The 16,591-nt window shown below is 68.6% G+C and carries 21 protein-coding genes; 6 read left to right on the plus strand and 15 right to left on the minus strand.

From position 1 onward, the window contains the following. Positions 1 to 11 precede the first annotated feature (11 nt). From phnL to phnG, 6 genes are read right to left on the minus strand one after another with little or no spacing between them, the layout of a single operon-like run. Positions 12 to 755: a phosphonate C-P lyase system protein PhnL gene (gene phnL / locus ACFE87_RS10195; protein WP_375459518.1), complete on the minus strand. Its 744-nt coding sequence runs from the start codon at positions 753 to 755 to the stop codon at positions 12 to 14. After that, positions 752 to 1,561, minus strand: coding sequence for a phosphonate C-P lyase system protein PhnK (gene phnK / locus ACFE87_RS10200; RefSeq protein WP_375459519.1), 810 nt, complete (start codon positions 1,559 to 1,561; stop codon positions 752 to 754). Before phnK ends, phnL begins: the two co-directional genes overlap by 4 nt. Next, positions 1,558 to 2,454 carry an alpha-D-ribose 1-methylphosphonate 5-phosphate C-P-lyase PhnJ gene (locus ACFE87_RS10205; protein ID WP_375459520.1) on the minus strand — a complete coding sequence of 299 codons (897 nt, stop codon included), beginning with the start codon at positions 2,452 to 2,454 and terminating at the stop codon, positions 1,558 to 1,560. Before ACFE87_RS10205 ends, phnK begins: the two co-directional genes overlap by 4 nt. After that, a complete protein-coding gene (locus ACFE87_RS10210; protein WP_375459521.1) occupies positions 2,451 to 3,563 on the minus strand; it encodes a carbon-phosphorus lyase complex subunit PhnI in 1,113 nt (370 codons plus the stop codon). Before ACFE87_RS10210 ends, ACFE87_RS10205 begins: the two co-directional genes overlap by 4 nt. Continuing rightward, on the minus strand, positions 3,563 to 4,159 hold the full coding sequence (gene phnH / locus ACFE87_RS10215) for a phosphonate C-P lyase system protein PhnH (protein WP_375459522.1): 597 nt from the start codon (positions 4,157 to 4,159) through the stop codon (positions 3,563 to 3,565). The genes ACFE87_RS10210 and phnH overlap by 1 nt, the downstream gene beginning before the upstream one ends. Next, a complete protein-coding gene (gene phnG, locus ACFE87_RS10220) occupies positions 4,159 to 4,605 on the minus strand; it encodes a phosphonate C-P lyase system protein PhnG (protein ID WP_375459523.1) in 447 nt (148 codons plus the stop codon). The genes phnH and phnG overlap by 1 nt, the downstream gene beginning before the upstream one ends. A gap of 73 nt (positions 4,606 to 4,678) precedes the next feature. Here phnG and phnF point away from each other — a divergent pair, with 73 nt between their 5' ends. Next, positions 4,679 to 5,449 (plus strand): phosphonate metabolism transcriptional regulator PhnF, encoded by a 771-nt coding sequence (phnF, locus tag ACFE87_RS10225; protein ID WP_375459524.1) that lies wholly within the window; start codon positions 4,679 to 4,681, stop codon positions 5,447 to 5,449. Between the two features lie 4 nt (positions 5,450 to 5,453). On the opposite strand, the gene ACFE87_RS10230 is transcribed toward phnF, so the two are convergent. From ACFE87_RS10230 to phnC, 6 genes are read right to left on the minus strand one after another with little or no spacing between them, the layout of a single operon-like run. Beyond that, positions 5,454 to 5,996, minus strand: a complete 543-nt coding sequence (locus ACFE87_RS10230; protein WP_375459525.1) for an MOSC domain-containing protein — start codon at positions 5,994 to 5,996, stop codon at positions 5,454 to 5,456. 7 nt (positions 5,997 to 6,003) lie between these two features. Next, on the minus strand, positions 6,004 to 6,621 hold the full coding sequence (locus ACFE87_RS10235; protein WP_375459526.1) for a pyridoxamine 5'-phosphate oxidase family protein: 618 nt from the start codon (positions 6,619 to 6,621) through the stop codon (positions 6,004 to 6,006). Positions 6,622 to 6,651: 30 nt separating this feature from the next. After that, a complete protein-coding gene (gene phnE, locus ACFE87_RS10240; protein WP_375459527.1) occupies positions 6,652 to 7,536 on the minus strand; it encodes a phosphonate ABC transporter, permease protein PhnE in 885 nt (294 codons plus the stop codon). Continuing rightward, entirely contained in the window at positions 7,533 to 8,417 is an 885-nt protein-coding gene (phnE, locus tag ACFE87_RS10245; RefSeq protein ID WP_375459528.1) for a phosphonate ABC transporter, permease protein PhnE, read from the minus strand. Before phnE (ACFE87_RS10245) ends, phnE (ACFE87_RS10240) begins: the two co-directional genes overlap by 4 nt. Positions 8,418 to 8,459: 42 nt before the next feature. Further along, complete coding sequence (gene phnD / locus ACFE87_RS10250) at positions 8,460 to 9,395, minus strand: phosphonate ABC transporter substrate-binding protein (protein WP_375459529.1); 936 nt, start codon at positions 9,393 to 9,395, stop codon at positions 8,460 to 8,462. A gap of 57 nt (positions 9,396 to 9,452) precedes the next feature. Next, complete coding sequence (gene phnC / locus ACFE87_RS10255) at positions 9,453 to 10,262, minus strand: phosphonate ABC transporter ATP-binding protein (RefSeq protein ID WP_375459530.1); 810 nt, start codon at positions 10,260 to 10,262, stop codon at positions 9,453 to 9,455. Positions 10,263 to 10,383: 121 nt separating this feature from the next. On the opposite strand from phnC, the gene ACFE87_RS10260 reads away from it, so the two are divergent. Beyond that, a complete protein-coding gene (locus ACFE87_RS10260; protein ID WP_375459531.1) occupies positions 10,384 to 11,001 on the plus strand; it encodes a DapH/DapD/GlmU-related protein in 618 nt (205 codons plus the stop codon). Here the strand turns inward: ACFE87_RS10260 and ACFE87_RS10265 are convergent. Then, positions 10,958 to 11,725, minus strand: coding sequence for a DUF1045 domain-containing protein (locus tag ACFE87_RS10265; protein WP_375459532.1), 768 nt, complete (start codon positions 11,723 to 11,725; stop codon positions 10,958 to 10,960). The genes ACFE87_RS10260 and ACFE87_RS10265 overlap by 44 nt on opposite strands. After that, positions 11,722 to 12,342, minus strand: coding sequence for a globin domain-containing protein (locus tag ACFE87_RS10270; protein WP_375459533.1), 621 nt, complete (start codon positions 12,340 to 12,342; stop codon positions 11,722 to 11,724). The genes ACFE87_RS10265 and ACFE87_RS10270 overlap by 4 nt, the downstream gene beginning before the upstream one ends. Before the next feature lie 157 nt (positions 12,343 to 12,499). On the opposite strand from ACFE87_RS10270, the gene ACFE87_RS10275 reads away from it, so the two are divergent. The 4 genes from ACFE87_RS10275 to ACFE87_RS10290 are packed head-to-tail and all read left to right on the plus strand — an operon-like array spanning position 12,500 to position 15,579. After that, on the plus strand, positions 12,500 to 13,252 hold the full coding sequence (locus ACFE87_RS10275) for a substrate-binding periplasmic protein (RefSeq protein ID WP_375459534.1): 753 nt from the start codon (positions 12,500 to 12,502) through the stop codon (positions 13,250 to 13,252). Between the two features lie 30 nt (positions 13,253 to 13,282). Further along, positions 13,283 to 13,936 carry an amino acid ABC transporter permease gene (locus ACFE87_RS10280; RefSeq protein ID WP_375459535.1) on the plus strand — a complete coding sequence of 218 codons (654 nt, stop codon included), beginning with the start codon at positions 13,283 to 13,285 and terminating at the stop codon, positions 13,934 to 13,936. A gap of 10 nt (positions 13,937 to 13,946) precedes the next feature. Next, positions 13,947 to 14,669 (plus strand): amino acid ABC transporter ATP-binding protein, encoded by a 723-nt coding sequence (locus tag ACFE87_RS10285; protein WP_375459573.1) that lies wholly within the window; start codon positions 13,947 to 13,949, stop codon positions 14,667 to 14,669. Position 14,670: 1 nt separating this feature from the next. Continuing rightward, positions 14,671 to 15,579: a DMT family transporter gene (locus ACFE87_RS10290; RefSeq protein ID WP_375459536.1), complete on the plus strand. Its 909-nt coding sequence runs from the start codon at positions 14,671 to 14,673 to the stop codon at positions 15,577 to 15,579. Between the two features lie 16 nt (positions 15,580 to 15,595). Here ACFE87_RS10290 and ACFE87_RS10295 read toward each other — a convergent pair whose 3' ends face one another. After that, on the minus strand, positions 15,596 to 16,564 hold the full coding sequence (locus ACFE87_RS10295; protein ID WP_375459537.1) for a D-2-hydroxyacid dehydrogenase: 969 nt from the start codon (positions 16,562 to 16,564) through the stop codon (positions 15,596 to 15,598). Positions 16,565 to 16,591 lie beyond the last annotated feature (27 nt).

Genomic DNA, 16,591 nt, shown 5'->3' on the forward strand with positions numbered 1-16,591 from the left:
GGGGTGATCTCTCAGGCGTGGGCGAGGTGCGGCTCGGCGAACCGGGCGACATCCACGATCCGGTCGGCCACGCGGTCCCGCATCTCCTCGTCGTGGAAGATCGCGAGGATCGCCGTGCCGGCCTGCTTCTTCTCGGCCACGAGGTCGGCCACGACGGCGCGGTTCTCGGCATCGAGCGAGGCCGTCGGCTCGTCGAGCAGCAGGATCGGACGCGACGGCGCGAAGCCGCGCGCTATGTTCACCCGGGCCTGCTCGCCGCCCGAGAAGGTCGCGGGCGGCAGCGACCAGAGCCGCGCCGGCAGGTTGAGGCGCCGGAGGAGATCGCGTGCTCGCCCTCGTGCCTCCTCCAGCCCAAAGCCTTCCGCGAGAAGCGGCTCGACGACGACGTCGAGCGTCGGCACGCGCGGGATCACGCGCAGGAATTGGCTCACATAGGCCATGGCGGTCCGGCGGAGCGCCATGATCCGGCGCGGCCCGGTCGTGGCGACATCCACGAATTCCAGGCCGTCCCGCACGAGGATGCGGCCTTCGCCGATGCGGTAATTGCCGTAGATCATCTTCAGGATGGAGGATTTGCCCGCCCCGGACGGCCCGCCGAGCACGACGCATTCACCCGGTCGGACCTCGAGGCCGACATCGCGGACCACGGGAAGGCTGGCGCCGCCCCGGAGATGAAGCACGAAGCTCTTGGCGACCCCGTCCAGGGTCAAGGCCGGCGAAACGGGGTCGGGCATGGGGGCGGATGTCACGGTCATGCGGCCAGCACCGAGGCAACGAGAAGCTGGGCGTAGGCGCCCGCCGGGTCGTCGAGCACCTGATCGGTGAGGCCGGTCTCGACCACCCGGCCCGACCGCATGACGATGATCCTGTGCGACAGGAGCCGGGCGACCGCGAGGTCGTGCGTTACGATCACGACGGCGACGCCGAGTTCGGCCACCAGAGTGCGGATGAGGTCGAGCAGCCGCGCCTGGACCGAGACGTCGAGCCCCGATGTCGGCTCGTCCATGAAGACGAGCCGGGGTTGGGTGACGAGGTTGCGGGCGATCTGCAGCCGCTGGCGCATCCCGCCCGAGAAGGAGCGCGGGTCGTCGTCGATCCGGTCCCGATCGAGCTCGACCCGGTCGAGCCAGGAGAGCGACTCCTCGCGAATGCGGCCGTAATGACGCGCGCCCGCCGCCATCAGCCGCTCGCCGACATTGGCGCCGGCCGAGACATTCATGCGCAAACCGTCGCGGGCATCCTGGCGCACGAAGCCCCATTCGGTGCGGTTGAGGAGCCGCCGCTCCGATTCCGACAGGCCGGAGAGGTCGCGCAGCGAGCCGTCGCGCATCCGGTAGCGAATCGTGCCGGCGGTCGGCGCGAGCTCGGTCGAGAGAAGCGACAGCAGCGTCGACTTGCCGGAGCCGGATTCGCCGACGATCGCCAGCACCTCGCCCTCGTGGATGTCGAAGGAGACGTCCTCGCAGCCGATCCGCGCGCCGTAATGCTTGGTGAGGCCCCGAACGGAGAGAAGCGGGCTCTCGCCCGGATCCTGCGCCACCGGCCCGTTCGCCCCGGTCATGGTCGGCCTCCCGCAAGGGCCTGGGGCGCCGTCGCCAGCATGGCGCCGCGATGGCCCTCGGCCCGGCGCTCCTCGCAATGGTCCGTGTCGGAACAGACGAACATGCGGCCGCCGCGGTCGTCGAGCACCACCTCGTCGAGATAGACCCCGTCGGCCGCGCAGAGACCGCAGGGCTGCGAGAAACGCTGCACCGCGAAGGGGTGGTCGTCGAAATCGAGGCTGCGGACGCGCGTATAGGGCGGGATTGCATAGACGCGCTTCTCGCGGCCGGCCCCGAAAAGCTGCAGGGCCGGGCAGCCATCCATCTTCGGGTTGTCGAATTTGGGCGTCGGCGAGGGGTCGGTGACGTAGCGGCCCGCGACCTCGACCGGATAGGCGTAGGTCGTCGCGATATGGCCGTGGCGGGCGATGTCCTCGTAGAGCTTCACATGCATCAGCCCGTAATCGGCGAGCGCGTGCAGCTTGCGGGTCTCGGTCTCGCGTGGCTCGAGGAAGCGGAGCGGCTCCGGGATCGGCACCTGGTAGACGAGGATCTGGCCCTCGGCGAGCGGATGTTCCGGGATGCGGTGGCGGGTCTGGATGATGCTGGCCTCGACCGTGCGGGTCGTCGTCGCGATACCCGCGGTCTTGGCGAAGAAGCGGCGGATCGAGACCGCGTTCGTGGTGTCGTCCGAGCCCTGGTCGATGACCTTCAGGACGTCGGCCGGTCCGATCACGGCTGCCGTGACCTGGACGCCGCCCGTGCCCCAGCCATAAGGCATCGGCATCTCCCGGCTGGCGAAGGGCACTTGGTAGCCCGGGATCGCGACGGCCTTGAGGAGGGCGCGGCGGATCATCCGCTTCGTGCCTTCGTCCAGATAGGCGAAGTTATAGGTGGGCGGGGTCATGCTCATTCTGCGGCCTCCCGCAGCCCGGGCAGCTCGTCGGCCGCTGCCCGGGCCGCCGTGTGCTCGGCCCGGAGCCGGCGCAGCAGCTCCAATTCGGCCTGGAAGTCGACGTAATGCGGCAGCTTCAGATGTTCGACGAAGCCGGTCGCCTGCACGTTGTCGGAATGGGACAGGACGAACTCCTCGTCTTGCGCCGGCGAGGCGGCCTCCTCGCCGAGATCCCGCGCCCGCAGCGCCCGGTCGACGAGCGCCATCGACATCGCCTTCCGCTCCGACTGGCCGAAGACGAGGCCGTAGCCTCGGGTGAATTGCGGTGAGGTCTCGGCCGAGCCCTTGAAGCCGTTGACCATCTGGCATTCCGTCAGCTGCACGCGGCCGAGCGGAACCGGGAAGCCGAGTTCCTCCGGCACGAACTCCACCGCGACCTCGCCCAGGCGAACCTCGCCGACGAAGGGGTGGTTGCGGCCGAAGCCGCGCTGCGTCGAATAGCCGAGCGAGAGGAGGAAGCCCTCGTCGCCCCGGGCCAGCGCCTGGAGACGGAGGTCCCGGTCGGTCGGGAAGGAGAGCGGATCGCGGGTCAGGTCCCCGGGCTCGGCTTGGCCCGGCGCCTCCCGGGCGATGAGGTCGTCGTCGCCCAGGATGTCGGTGACGCGGGCCATGCGATCGCCCGTCGCCGCCGCCTCCTCGGGCTCGGCCGGGTCGCCCCCGGCGGCCGCGAGCGCGAAGTCGAGCAGGCGGTGCGTGTAGTCGAAGGTCGGCCCGAGAACCTGCCCGCCCGGCAGGTCCTTGAAGGTCGCCGAGACGCGCCGCTCGACCTGCATCGCCCCAGTGTCGAGCGGCTCGGAATAGCCGAACCGGGCCAGCGTCGTCCGGAAGGCCCGGAGAAGGAAGATCGCCTCGACGAGGTCGCCCCGGGCCTGCTTGATCGCAAGCGCGGCCAGGCCACGGTCGTAGAGCGAGCCCTCCGTCATCACCCGGTCCACGGCTAGCGCGAGCTGCTCGTCGATCTGCGTGACCGTGAGGTCAGGAACCGCCGTGTCGCCGCGCCGCTCGTGGGCGAGGAGCCGGTGCGCATTGTCGATGGCAGCCTCGCCGCCCTTCACCGCGACATACATCAGGCCGCCCCGAGAATGGTGGAGGAGCGCGGGATGCCGATCGCTTCGCCTCGCGAAACGAGGAGGCAATCGACGCCGCGCGGGAACAGGCCGTGATTGGCCCGCAGCCGCGCGGCGAAACCGGCCGGCAGGGCGGCCGAGACCACGACCTCGTGGGGGATGCCCGGGCCGGCGAGACGGATCGGGGGTCCGCCGTCGAGCGCCGGCACCGCGATGACGAGCGTCGTCGAGCGATCAGGGTATTCGTCGGTGCCGTTCGCGAAACGCGAGAAGGACGGCAGGACGTCCGGGGCATTGACAAGCGCGAAGGCGGCGTCAGTCGGATCGGTTACGATCCTGGCACCGGTATGGAAGCGGAGATAGCCCGCCACGGCCGGGTCTCGGGCGAGCGGGGCGTCGAGCCAGAGCGACCCGTCCGGATCGGCGAGCGCGAGGGCGACTGCGGCGAGTTCCTGCGTCAGCGGCGCCGGTGGTTCGAGCGCGGCCGGGAGCGGCTGCCTCACGCCCGGGCGGGCGAGGGCGTCGAGCAGGGTCCGGAACACGGCCTGGGCTTCGAAGACCGGATCGGCGAATCCGGGGGCGAGGGCGGCCGACATCAATCCTCCCCACGGGCGAGGGTGAAGAAGTTGACCCGGGTGGCTGCGGCCCGGCGCTCGGCCCGGGCGTCGTTCGCCAGGATGCGGTTCCGCACCGGCGCGAGCGCCGCCTCGACGGCACCGCGCCGGGCCGGCAGCTGCCAGAGCGCATCGAGCGTCGCGGCCTGGCGGGTCTTCTCGAGGTCTCGGCCGAGGTGATAGGCGAAGCCCTGGACGGGGCTGCCGTCGACCAAACTCACGGCCGCGCGGGACACAGTCGCCTCGCCGAGATTGAAGACCGCGCCGTCGCCGCCGGCCCTGCCGCGCAGCATCACGCTGCCATTCTCGACAGGGCGCAGATCGCGGATCGGCGGCAGCGGCCCGAGGCTCAACAGGGCCGCGTCCAGCTCGGCACGGGTCGCCTCGGCGCAGAGCGCCATGACGGCTTGCCGAGGGGCTGTATCCACATCCTGCATCCGGGCGCTCCGCATGACCGATTGTCGTACCCATCGGCTGCGTTGTCTAGTATACTCGACAACTATGGACGGGATCGATGACAAGGGCATGACGGGCGAGCGGGCCGATGCGGTCCTCGTGGCACGAAGGCTCGGCGTCTCCGTCTGGCGCCAAATCGCGGATACACTCGAGGCCGAGATCGCGTCCGGCCGACTTCCGCCAGGCGCTCAGCTCGAGACCGAGGCGGTCCTGGCCGACCGGTTCAGCGTCAACCGCCACACCGTGCGCCGGGCGCTGGCGGCTTTGGCCGAGCGCGGCATCGTCCGGGCGACGCGCGGGCGCGGCACCTTCGTCGAGGCGAGGCCGCTGACCTACCCGCTCGGCTCCCGGGTGCGCTTCTCCGAAATCGTCGCCGGCGCGGGACACGAGGCCTGGGGCGAACTCGTCTCCGAGCGCGAGATCGCGGCCGGCCCATCGCTCGGCCGCGCGCTCGGGCTGCCGGAGGACGGGCCGTTGCTGGAACTGGCCACGATCCATCGAGCCGACGACACGCCGATCTCGGTGGCCAGGACCTGCCTGCCGCTGCCGCGGTTCGCCGGCTTCGGGCAGGTCTATGCGGAATGCGGCTCGATCACCCGCGCCTATGCAGCCTTCGCGGTGGCCGATTACGTCCGGCTGACCACCCGCATCTCGGCCCGGATCGCCACGGCGGAGGAGGCGCTCGCGCTCGACCTCGCTTCGGGCCGCGTCGTGCTCGTGGTCGAAAGCGTCAACGTCGATGCGGAAGGATGCCGGATCCAGGCGACCCGCTCCTGTTTCGCGGCGGACCGGGTCGAGTTCCTGGTCGAGTCCTGATTCGTCAGACGGGAACGAGAGCGCGGTGCGGACCGGCAGGAGGCTCGGCCCGGATCGCATCGCCGGCCGCGACCTCGCCGTCGCTCAGGACGACTGCCATGATGCCGGCCTTGCGGATGAGATGTCCGGCAGGGTCGCGGTCCAGCACGGCCCGCATCAGGCCCCGCTGGTAGGCATCGAGCTGCAGGCAGGGATTGCGCAGCCCCGTCACCTCGACCACCGCCGAATCACCGAGATGGAGCCGCGTTCCGGTCGGCAGGCCGAGGAGGTCGATGCCCAGCGTCGTGACGTTCTCGCCCATCGCGCCGGGCTCGATCGCGAAGCCCCGGCCGGCCAGTTCGTCGAAGAGCTCGGCATGAATGAGATGCACCTGCCGCAGGTTCGGTTGGCCAGGATCCTTGGCGACGCGGGAGCGATGCTGGACGCGCTCTCCCAGATGGGCGTCGCCCTCGACGCCGAGGCCCTTCAGCAGGCGGATACGGTCCGTCGTCGGCTTCCCGAAGGAATGCGTCGCGCTCCGTGCGACGGCTTTCACCTGCCCGGTCATCGTGCCCTCAATAGAGCGTCGCCCTGACGCGCTCCGGAAGGGCGGCATCGTAGCCGTCGCCGTCGAACTCGCCCCGGCTCAGGGCGGCCAGGATCGTGCCGGTGCTGGGCAGGGCGGAGCGGGGCAGGCGCTTGTCCGGGTTCCAGATATCCGCCCGGACGAGCGCACGCGAGCATTGGAAGAACACCGTTTCGATCGCCACGACCAGCACCGAACGGGGTGGCCGGCCGGCGACGCCGAACCGCTTGAGCAGGATCGGATCGATGGAAATCTCGGCCCGACCGTTCACGCGCAGCGTCTCGCCCAGGCCCGGCACGAGAAAGAGGAGCGCCACCCGCGGATCGACCAGGATGTTGCGCAGGCTGTCGATGCGATTGTTGCCGCGGCGGTCCGGCAGAAGGAGGGTCTTCCGGTCGCCGATCTCGACGAAGCCGGCCCGATCGCCCCGGGGCGAGGCGTCGAGGCCGCCGGGGCCGGCCGTCGCCAGGATGCAGAGCGGGGCCGCCCGGACGAAGGCTGCATAGACAGGATGGAGATGGTCGATCTCCTTCTCGATCGATCGGGCGTCGACGGAGCCGTACAGGGCCTCCAACGCCGAGACGTCACGAATCACATGCCGGTCCATGCCTGGCTCAAGCTCCGTCGTCCCAGCCGCTTAGGCGAGCGCGTTCTGGGGCGACCGGCCGATCATGGCAAACCGGAGCCGGGACGACACGAAATCGATGGCCGACACGGTCACCAGGATCATGAGGACCAGGAAGGCGACCTGCTGCAATTCGAGGGTGCGGATGAGTTCGGTCAGGTAGCTGCCGATGCCTCCGGCACCCACGATGCCGATGATCGTGGCCGAGCGCGTGTTCGACTCGAAGTAATAAAGCACCTGGCTCGCTATGACGGGCAGGATCTGCGGGACGAGGCCGTAGCTCACCTCGTGAAGGCGGCTGCCGCCGGTCGCGGTGACGCCCTCGATCGCCCGCCGGTCCGCGGTCTCGATCGCTTCGGAGAACAGCTTGCCGAAGACCCCGAAATCCGAACACGCGATGGCGAGCGCGCCGGCAAAGGGCCCGAGCCCGACGACGTTGATCCAGATCAGGGCCCAGATCAGGACGTCGACCGAGCGGATCACGTCGAAAACGCGGCGGCTCACGAAATGGACCAGGATGTTCGGCACGACGTTGCGGGCTGCCAAGAAGGCGACCGGAAAGGCCAGGATGGCGGCGACGAGCGTTCCCAGGAAGGCGATGGCGAGCGTCTCGCCGAGCGCGACGAGGTAGAGCTGGAATCTGCCTCCGCTGCTCGGCGGCAGCATGTGCAGCGCATAGCTGCCGAGCTGCCCGAAGCCGCGCAGGATCCTCATCGGCGAGACGTCGAGCTGGATCAACGCCAGGAGGGCCACGCCGACGAGAAGGGCGACGACCGCGATCGCGGCCCTGTGCTGGCCCCAGGCTCCGACGAAGGCGGCCGGATGCCGGGCGCGCAGGTTCCGGAGGTCTCGGAGAGCCTCGACCCGCAGAGCCGAAGGGGAACGTTGGCCCGTCAATGCCTTGCCTCGGCGGACATCAGGAGGTGCCGCAGTCTTTCGGTCGCGAGATCGATCCCGATGACGGTCACGACGATGAGGAGCAGAATTGCGCTGATGTCCTGATAGTAGAAGCTCCGGATGGCGACCAGAAATTCCATTCCGATGCCGCCGGCGCCGACGAAGCCCATGACTCCTGCCGCCCGGACATTGATCTCGAAGCGGAGCAGCGCGTAGGAGGCGAAATTCGCGAGGACCTGGGGCAGGACCGCGAAGCGGATGATCTCGACCCAGGATGCGCCGGTCGCCTCGATCCCCTCGACCGGCTTCATGTCGATATTCTCGGCCACCTCGGCGAACAGCTTTCCGAGCGCGCCTGTCGTGTGGATCGCGAGCGCCATGACGCCGACCACGGGGCCGAGCCCGAAGGCGAGCACGAAGATCAGCGCGAACACGACCTCCGGCACGGTGCGGCAGAATTCGAGGTAGCGTCGCGCCGCGAAGCGGAGCCAGGGCGAGCGGACGAGATTGGCCGAGGCTGCGAAACACAGCAGGAAGGCGCCGATCGCGCCGACCACCGTGCCGAGATAGGCGATCAGGATGGTCTCCCCGAGCAGGGCGAGCCATTTCGGCAGGTTCCAATACCACCCGGCGAGGTCGCCCCGAAGGTTCGACCAGGTCAGCTGGGGCAGGATCTGCGCGAGGTAGTTCGTGAAATTCCCGATATTGTCCGCGAAGGTGCCGAGACGGACCTCCGCCATCCAGCCCGCGAGGAGCGTGAGGCCCGCCAGCACGGCGAGCCCCACGATCACACGTTGCCGCTTGCCCCGGGCCGCGGCCTGGTAGCTGGCGAGCAGGGTTCCGGCCTGCCGCTCGGGCAGTACCCGGATCGCGCTCGTCATACCCGTGTCGTTGCCTTGCCCTGAGCCCGTTCTCTCGCGCCCTTAGGAGCGCTTACGCTGCTCGTCGTTGAAGCGGACCATGTCGATGATGGGCTGGAAGTCCTTGAGCCCGACCGGCTCCAGGCTGAGGTCCTTGCCATCGGAGAGCTTGTCGAAGGTGGCCTTGTCCTTCTTCGGCAGGTCGAGCAGCGCCTGCTTGATCTTGCTCTTGAGGTCGTCCGGCAGCGTCGACAGCACGCTGAACGGCCCTTCGGGCAGGAAGTCCGACTTGAACACGACGCGGAAATCCTTCTGGGTCAGCTCCTTGCCGCTGATGTCCTTGAGCATGCCCTTGGCGTTCATGCGGGTGATCGTGGTGTCGGTCTCGGAGTTCCACAGATTCGCGGCGGCGTCCGTGGTGCCCTGGGCTAGCGCCAGGACGGCATTCTCGTGGCTGCCGGCGAAGAAGGTCTTGCCGAAGAACTTCTCCGCATCCTTGCCGGCGCGCTGCAGGAAGAAGCGCGGCGCCTGGTTGCCGGAGGTCGAGTTCGGGTCGACGAAGGCCAGCGTCTTGCCCTTGAGGTCGTCGATCGACTTATACGGGCTGTCGGCCCGCACGTAGATGACCGAGTAATAGCCGTTGACGCCGGTCTCGTGCTTCTGGTTCGCGAGCGGCTCCGTCTTCACGCCCGTGATGACGGCGCGGGCGAAGGAGGCCGGGCCATAGAAGGCAAGCTGGATGTTGCCGGCGCGCTGACCCTCGATCACGGCCGCGTAGTCGTTGGCGACCCGCAGCTTCACGGGCACGCCGAGTTCCTTGGCCAAGTAGGCGGTGAGCGGCTGCCACCGGTCGGTGGTGGTGGAGGCGTTCTCGGCCGGAATGACGCCGAGTGTCAGCTCCGGATACTTCGCCTTCCAATCCTGCGCGAAGCTGGAGGAAGCGGCTGCGAGGGTGAGGCCGAGCGCGGCGGCGCCCATGGCGTGACGACGAGTGAGCATGATGCTGTCCTTCGGTGTTGGTGACGCAAGCGTGAGGCGACGGGGCCGCCCCGTCCGTCAGGCCGGAACGGCGGACCCGTATTCGGGCGCGACGCTCGCCTTCGCGGGGCGGGCCGCGGCCATGACCTCTCCGGCCTCGAGGCCGTAGAGTTCGCGCGCCACGTCCTCGGTCAGGCGGTCCGGCGCATTGTCGAAGACGATGCGGCCGGCCGACATTCCCACCAGGCGGTCGCAATAAGTCCGGGCGACCTCGAGCGAGTGCAGGTTGCACAGGACGGTGATGCCGTAATGCTTGTTGATACGCAGCAACGCATCCATCACCACCCGGGTATTGCGCGGATCGAGCGAGGCGATCGGCTCGTCGGCCAGGATGATGTCCGGCTCCTGCACCAAAGCCCGGGCGATCGCGACCCGCTGCTGCTGGCCGCCCGACAGGCTTTCCGCCCGTTGCGAGGCGAGCCCGGCGATGTCGAACTGCTCCAGCGCCGAAAGGCCGATCGCCTTGTCGGTCTCGCTCCAGAGGCGGAACAGGGACCGGGCCGTCGGGACATGATTGAGGCGACCGGTCAGCACATTCGTCAGAACGTCGAGTCGCCCGACGAGATTGAATTGCTGGAAGATCATGGCGCAGCGAGCCCGCCACGCCCGAAGCTCGCGGCCCTGCAGCGCGCTCACCTCGACGCCCTCGAAGGTGATCCGGCCCTCGCTCGGGTCGATCAGGCGGTTCACCATGCGGAGCAGCGTCGACTTGCCGGCGCCCGACCGGCCGATCACGCCGACGAAGCTTCCGGGCGCAATCTCGAGGTCGACATTCGACACAGCCGTCTTGCCGCCGAACCGGCGCGACACGCTCTCCAGAACCAGCATCCGTTCACTCCTGGCGGACGGGCTAGCGGGCTTCTGCAACGTCCTCGTGACAGAGCGCTGCGCCTGGCGAACGTCACGCCGTCGTCACATGGCTCTGGGAAGCGGGCCGTTTCGGAGACATATGATGGCGCGCGAACTCGGACCGGAGCCTCTCATCCACGACGGGGCGGAGGTCGGCGGGACGACGTTCGGCCGCTACACGGAAGTCGGCCGGCGGACCTCCGTCGTCGAATCCACGTTGGACGACTATTCCTATGTCGCCAATGACAGCGACATCATCTCGTCCCGGATCGGCAAGTTCTGCTCGGTCGCGGCCCATGTCCGCATCAATCCCGGCAACCACCCGATGGACCGGGCGAGCCAGAGCCATTTCACCTACCGGGCGAGCCGCTATTTTCCGGGCGAAGAGGACGAGGCGGCGTTCTTCGCGTGGCGCCGCGCGTCGCCGGTGTCGATCGGCCACGACGTCTGGATCGGGCATGGGGCAGTCGTGCTGCCGGGTCGCAGCGTCGGTACGGGTGCGGTAGTCGCGGCCGGGGCCATCGTGACCAAGGATGTCGCGCCCTACACGATCGTCGCCGGCAACCCGGCCCGGCCGATCCGGCCCCGTTTTCCGGCCGACGTCGCGGAAGCGCTGCAGCGTCTCGCCTGGTGGGACTGGAGCCATGGTCAGCTCCGCGAGGCGCTGCCCGATTTCAGGACGCTGCCGGCGGCGGCCTTCCTGGCGAAATATAGCTGACCGGCGGGCCGCCGAAGGGAAGGCGGGCCAGGACGCGGAACGGGCCGGCCCGATCTGGCTGCCTGAAGATCGCGACCGCATCCACCCTGAGGCCCGGCCGGAGCGCGGCGTAGCGCTGCTGCAGGGAGGCGCGAACCGGCTCCCGGAGGCGGTCGGGCAATGGCCCGGTCAGGGTCATGTGGAAGCGGAACTCATCGAAGACATACGGATATCCCCACCGGTCGAGATGGCCGATCTGGCGCCCGGAGAGAGGTGCCCTGAGGCGCCGCTCCCGGTCGGCCGCCGACAGCGGGGCCCGGAAGGGCTCGAATGCCCGCACGCTGTCGGCCGCGAGGTCCTCCAGCGCGTTCGATCGGGAGGTGGGCGCGAGTGCCGTGAAAGCGCCGATCGTCACCACGTCGAGGCCCGGCAGGTCGAAGGCGCTCCGTCCGGACGCGAAGTCCCGGGCGGCCGTCACCAGATCGGAGTCGGCCGAGCCGCCGGCCAGCGAGAACGGAGCCTTGAGCGTGCCGTGAAAGCCGTAGCGGCGCGGCTCCTCCGTCAGAGCCCGCCACTCCGCCGGCGGACAGGGCAATCCTTCCGGACAGGGAAGCGAGGCCCCGCTCTCCGCATCGTAGCCGATGAGCCCGGAGCCGAAAGCCCAGAGGGCGCTGTCGGGGGAAGGGGCGTAGAAGACGGCGTAGCGCGAGGTCACGATGCCGAATTCTGCGGCATCTCTGCTCATGCGTTCGACAAGCCCGCACCCTGGCGCTGCGCCTTCAGCATCTCCCGGCTGAGATGCGCGTAGAGGGCGGTCCAGGCCTTCCGAACCTCCGGCGTGAATCTCGGACCGAGGAGCTCGGCGAGGCTCGCCAGCAGCGCTTCCCCGGCCGGGCCGTAATGGGCCGGCTCGACGCCATATCGGGCGTGACGCCGGCCCAGATTCGAGATGGCCCCGCCGAGCAGGTCCGGGTGGGTGAGATAGCCGACGAGGCTGCCCAGCGTATCCAGCAGCTTTTGCTTCTGCCCGGTGAGGTCGTCCTCGAACATGGAGCGCGTCTCGGGTGCGAGGGCGAAGAGCCGGTCGTAGAAGATGTCCGCTGCCCGCAAATTCGCCGAGAGCAGCACGTCGCAGGTGGACTGGATCAGCCCAACTTGCGCGGGGGTCGGGCCGAGGGCGGCGGCTGCGAGATCGAGGTCGTCCGGCGGATGGGCAGTCCCGTTCGGGTCGAGGATCTCGACCACGAGCCCCCGCTCTTCCATCTGCCGGGCGAGCCGGACCGCCTCCGCGCTATCCCCGGCCAGGAGCCGGAAGCCGCTCTGCTCGTCCGAGCGCGGACGGATGATGAAGAGGGCAGGCACGTCTGGAAGCGTGGAGATGGCCGATCCGCCTTTCGGCGCGACCCTTGCACGCCCAGGGTCGTGCCGCCAGCCAGGCCTGCAAGAACCGGCCGTTCTGCCTTGCCGGATCGGAATCTGTGACGTCTTATGGCGGCCCGATTTGAGAGGAGTTCCGTGGATGCTGGTCCGACGCGCCATATTGGCCTTGGCCGGACTTGCCCTGGCGCTGTCGCCCGTGTCGGCCCAGCAGACGATGCGGGTCGGATCGACCCCCACGGGCATCCCCTTCACGTTCCTGGACACGGCCTCGAACCAGATCCAGGGCGTGATGGTCGATATCGTGACCGCGATCGGCAAGGATGCCGGCTTCGAGGTCAAGATCGAGCCGATGCAATTCTCGACGCTGATCTCGTCTCTTACTTCGAGCCGCATCGATCTCATCGCCGCCGCCATGTACATCACCGACGCCCGCAAGCAGGTCGTCGACTTCTCCGAGCCGATCTACACCTATGGCGACGGGCTGTTCGTGCCGAAGACCGACACGAAGGCCTACAAGGATCTCGCCGACCTCAAGGGTATGGTGGTCGGCGTGCAGCTCGGGACGGCTTTCGTCGAGCCGCTGCAGAAGAGCGGCCTCTTCGCCGAGGTGAAGCTCTACGACACCATCCCGGATATCATGCGGGACGTGAATGCCGGGCGGATCAAGGCCGGCTTCGCCGACGGCCCGATCGTCGCCTACAACCTGCAGCAGGGCCGCTTTCCCGAGGTGCATCTCGTCAAGGGCTACAAGCCCATGGTGGTGGGCTCCGTCGGGATCGGGACGCGCAAGACCGACCCGGATCTCCTGAAGCGCGTCAACGTCGCGCTCGCGAAGCTCAAGGCCGACGGCACGATCAAGAAGATCCTCGTCAAATGGGGGCTCGAGGAGTAGCGCCCGGCCGGCGGCCCGAAGCGCTTTGCCGTGGACGGTTTCCTCAAGCAATCCGTCGAGTTCCTGCCGATCCTGGCGCAGGGGCTCCGCCTGACCGTCATCGTGACGGCCGGCTCCTTCGTGCTCTCGACCGTGCTCGGCCTCGTCTGGGCCCTGATGCGGGTGTCCGGCAATCCGGTCCTCTCCGGGATCGCGAAGGTCTTCGTGAACGTGATCCGGGGCATCCCGATCATCGTCCAGCTCTTCTACATCTACTTCGTGCTTCCGGATTTCGGCATCTCGCTCTCGGCCGTGCAGGCCTCGATCATCGGACTCGGCATCGCCTATTCGGCCTACCAGTCCGAGAATTTCCGGGCCGGGATCGAGGCGGTCGACCGGGGGCAGGTCGAGGCCGCGCAATCGATCGGCATGGGCTGGTGGCTCACCATGCGGCGGGTGCTCCTGCCGCAGGCCTTCAAGGTCGTGCTGCCGCCCTACGGCAACATCATGGTCATGATGCTGAAGGATTCCTCGCAGGCCTCCACCATCACGGTCGCGGAGCTCGCCCTCCAGGGCCGGCTGATCGCCTCCTCGACCTTCCAGAACACGACCGTCTTCACGCTCGTCGCGCTTCTCTACCTGTGCATGAGCCTGCCGCTCATCCTCCTCGTCTCACGGCTCGAGGCCCGGAGCGCGCGGCGTTGATGCGATGGCGCTGATCGAGCTGCGAGACGTCCGCAAGAGCTTCGGCAGCGTCGAGGTGGTGCGCGGCGTGAGCGCGGCCGTGCAGATCGGCGAGGTCGTGTGCATCATCGGCCCGTCCGGGTCCGGCAAGTCCACGATCCTGCGCTGCGTCAACGGCCTCGAAAGCTATCAGGCCGGCCACATCGTGGTGGACGGCATCGCGGTCGACCGGGCGAAGCGGTCGATCACGGCCGTCCGGACCCGCCTGTCGATGGTCTTCCAGCGCTTCAACCTTTTTCCGCACCGCACCGCGCTCCAGAATGTCGTGGAGGGACCGATCTACGTGAAGCGGGAGCCGAAGGCGGACGCGCTCGTGCGAGGGCGCGCGCTGCTCGACCGGGTCGGGCTTGCCGAGAAGGCGGATGCCTATCCTGGGCAGCTTTCCGGCGGCCAGCAGCAGCGCGTCGCGATCGCCCGCGCGCTTGCGATGCAGCCGAAGGCGATCCTCTTCGACGAGCCGACCTCGGCGCTCGATCCCGAACTCGTGGGCGAGGTCCTGGCCGTGATGCGGAGCCTCGCCGACGAGGGCATGACCATGGTCGTCGTCACCCACGAGATGAGCTTTGCCCGCGAGGTCGCGGACCGGATACTCTTCCTGGACCACGGCGCGATTGTCGAGGAAGGGTCCGCCCGGGAACTCCTGTCCGAGCCGCGCGAGCCCCGCACCCGCGACTTCCTGCGCCGCATCCTCTGAGATGGCGCCTGCGAGCGACGCCCCGGGTTTCCGGGCCACCCTCGCACCCATTCTGCTCCTCGGCTTCGTCATCACATCCTGGGGCGGCAATTACGTCGTCATGAAGCACGCCGTGGCGACGAACGGCCCCTGGACCTTCAATGCCCTGCGCTACGGGCTCGCGGTGCTCTTCCTGGGCGCCTGGCTCGCCGCTCGGGCGGGCTGGCGCGGCCTGCTTCCCGTACCGGGCGAGCGGGCCGCGATGGCGGGCGTCGGCCTGCTCCAGGCCGCTATCATGACAGGATGCACGACCTGGGCGCTGACCCATATCGACGCGAGCCGGACGGTGCTGATCGCCTATTCGATGCCGATCTGGGCGCTTCTTTTCGCCTTCCTGATGTCGCGCGAGGCCGTCACGCCCCGAATGGCCGCAAGCGTGGCACTCGGCTTTTCAGGCCTCGCGGTCCTGTTCGCACCATGGGGAATGGATTGGACCGGGCCTGGCGCCCGGGCCGGATCGGCCGCCACGCTCGTCGGCGCGATGGCCTGGGCGCTCGGCGCCGTGCTCTACCGCAGGCGGCGCTGGACCTCGTCCTTCGGCAGCCAGATCTTCCTGCAGATGCTGACGGCAGCCGGATTCGCCGGCCTCTGCGTTCTCCTGTTCGAAGGGCAGCCGCTGCGGCTCGATCCCGAATTCGGTCTCATCGTCCTCTACAACGCGCTCGTCCCGACCATCCTGGCCTTCTTGGCCTGGGCCAAGATCCTGACCCGCATGCCGGCCGCGACCGCGGGGCAGTTCGTGCTGCTCTCGCCGATCTTCGGCATCCTGCTCGGACACCTCGTCCTCGCCGAACCGCTCACGCCCACCCTCGTCCTCAGCGCGCTCATGATCCTGGGCGGCGCCCTGCTGGCCTATCTCAGTCAGGCCTGACGCGACCTAGCGAAGCTCAGACGATTTGGTTCCGGAGCGTGGTCTCGCCGCGCCAGAGACGGTCGAGATTGTCCATCAGGATCGCGAGTACGTTCTCTTCGTAGCGCCGCGTCTCGCCCGCGAGATGCGAGGTGATGACGACATTCGGCAACGTCCAGAGAGGCGAGCTGGCCGGCAGGGGCTCGTCCACAACCGTGTCGAGCGCCGCTCCCCCGATCCGTCCCGACTGGAGCGCCTCGATCAAATCCGCCTCCACGACGCAGCCGCCGCGGGCCACGTTCACGAGGTGGGCGGTGGGCTTCATCCGCTCCAGCTCCGCCCGGCCGATCAGGTCCTGCGTCTCGGAGGTGAGCGGGCAGGTCAGCACCACGTAATCGGCCTCGGGCAGCAGCCCGCCGAGGTCCCCCATGCCGTGGACGGAATCGGCCCCGTTCGCCCCCGCCGCGGGATCCCGGCGCGTGCCGACGACCTTCATGTCGAAGGCCTTGGCCAGCGAGGCGAGCCGGCCGCCGATCGTACCGAGCCCGACGATCAGCATCGTCTTGTCCGTCAACTCGTCCTCGCGGAGCGCGAAATCGCCCTGCATCGGCCGCCACAGCTTCCGGACCTGGTTGTCGTGCGCCTCGGGCAGCCGCCGGGCGATCGCCAGGACCAGCGCCATGGCATGCTGGGACACCGCCCGGGCATTGGCGCCCTGGGCGCTCGCCAGCCGGATCCCGCGCGCCGCGATTGCCTCCCGGTCGTACTGGTTCGTACCGGCGCTGATCGATTGGATGAAGCGGAGCTTCCCGGCCCTCTGGAGGAGCTCGTTATCCCAGAGGCCCGAGACGGAGATGACGTCGGCCTCGTGGGCGCGGTCGGCCAGCTCCTGTTTCGAGCCGACCTGAAAACAGGTGATCCCGGTGCCGAGGGCGTCGAAACAGCTCTTCATCTGATAGGCCGGATGAGCGAAGCCGATGATGAGGCTGTCTCGGGACGGAAGCATGGAGATCTCGCGTTAGGAGCTGCGCGG

The sequence above is a fragment of the uncultured Enterovirga sp. genome (assembly GCF_964242715.1).
In the GTDB taxonomy this organism is placed as follows: domain Bacteria; phylum Pseudomonadota; class Alphaproteobacteria; order Rhizobiales; family Beijerinckiaceae; genus Enterovirga.

What these genes read in the sequence shown, in the direction of transcription:
- phnL (WP_375459518.1), bottom strand. Translation starts at nt 755, where the DNA reads ATGACCGTGACATCCGCCCCCATGCCCGACCCCGTTTCGCCGGCCTTG.
- phnK (WP_375459519.1), bottom strand. Translation starts at nt 1,561, where the DNA reads ATGACCGGGGCGAACGGGCCGGTGGCGCAGGATCCGGGCGAGAGCCCG.
- ACFE87_RS10205 (WP_375459520.1), bottom strand. Translation starts at nt 2,454, where the DNA reads ATGAGCATGACCCCGCCCACCTATAACTTCGCCTATCTGGACGAAGGC.
- ACFE87_RS10210 (WP_375459521.1), bottom strand. Translation starts at nt 3,563, where the DNA reads ATGTATGTCGCGGTGAAGGGCGGCGAGGCTGCCATCGACAATGCGCAC.
- phnH (WP_375459522.1), bottom strand. Translation starts at nt 4,159, where the DNA reads ATGTCGGCCGCCCTCGCCCCCGGATTCGCCGATCCGGTCTTCGAAGCC.
- phnF (WP_375459524.1), top strand. Translation starts at nt 4,679, where the DNA reads ATGGACGGGATCGATGACAAGGGCATGACGGGCGAGCGGGCCGATGCG.
- ACFE87_RS10230 (WP_375459525.1), bottom strand. Translation starts at nt 5,996, where the DNA reads ATGACCGGGCAGGTGAAAGCCGTCGCACGGAGCGCGACGCATTCCTTC.
- ACFE87_RS10235 (WP_375459526.1), bottom strand. Translation starts at nt 6,621, where the DNA reads ATGGACCGGCATGTGATTCGTGACGTCTCGGCGTTGGAGGCCCTGTAC.
- phnE (WP_375459528.1), bottom strand. Translation starts at nt 8,417, where the DNA reads ATGACGAGCGCGATCCGGGTACTGCCCGAGCGGCAGGCCGGAACCCTG.
- phnD (WP_375459529.1), bottom strand. Translation starts at nt 9,395, where the DNA reads ATGCTCACTCGTCGTCACGCCATGGGCGCCGCCGCGCTCGGCCTCACC.
- phnC (WP_375459530.1), bottom strand. Translation starts at nt 10,262, where the DNA reads ATGCTGGTTCTGGAGAGCGTGTCGCGCCGGTTCGGCGGCAAGACGGCT.
- ACFE87_RS10260 (WP_375459531.1), top strand. Translation starts at nt 10,384, where the DNA reads ATGATGGCGCGCGAACTCGGACCGGAGCCTCTCATCCACGACGGGGCG.
- ACFE87_RS10265 (WP_375459532.1), bottom strand. Translation starts at nt 11,725, where the DNA reads ATGAGCAGAGATGCCGCAGAATTCGGCATCGTGACCTCGCGCTACGCC.
- ACFE87_RS10275 (WP_375459534.1), top strand. Translation starts at nt 12,500, where the DNA reads ATGCTGGTCCGACGCGCCATATTGGCCTTGGCCGGACTTGCCCTGGCG.
- ACFE87_RS10290 (WP_375459536.1), top strand. Translation starts at nt 14,671, where the DNA reads ATGGCGCCTGCGAGCGACGCCCCGGGTTTCCGGGCCACCCTCGCACCC.
- ACFE87_RS10295 (WP_375459537.1), bottom strand. Translation starts at nt 16,564, where the DNA reads ATGCTTCCGTCCCGAGACAGCCTCATCATCGGCTTCGCTCATCCGGCC.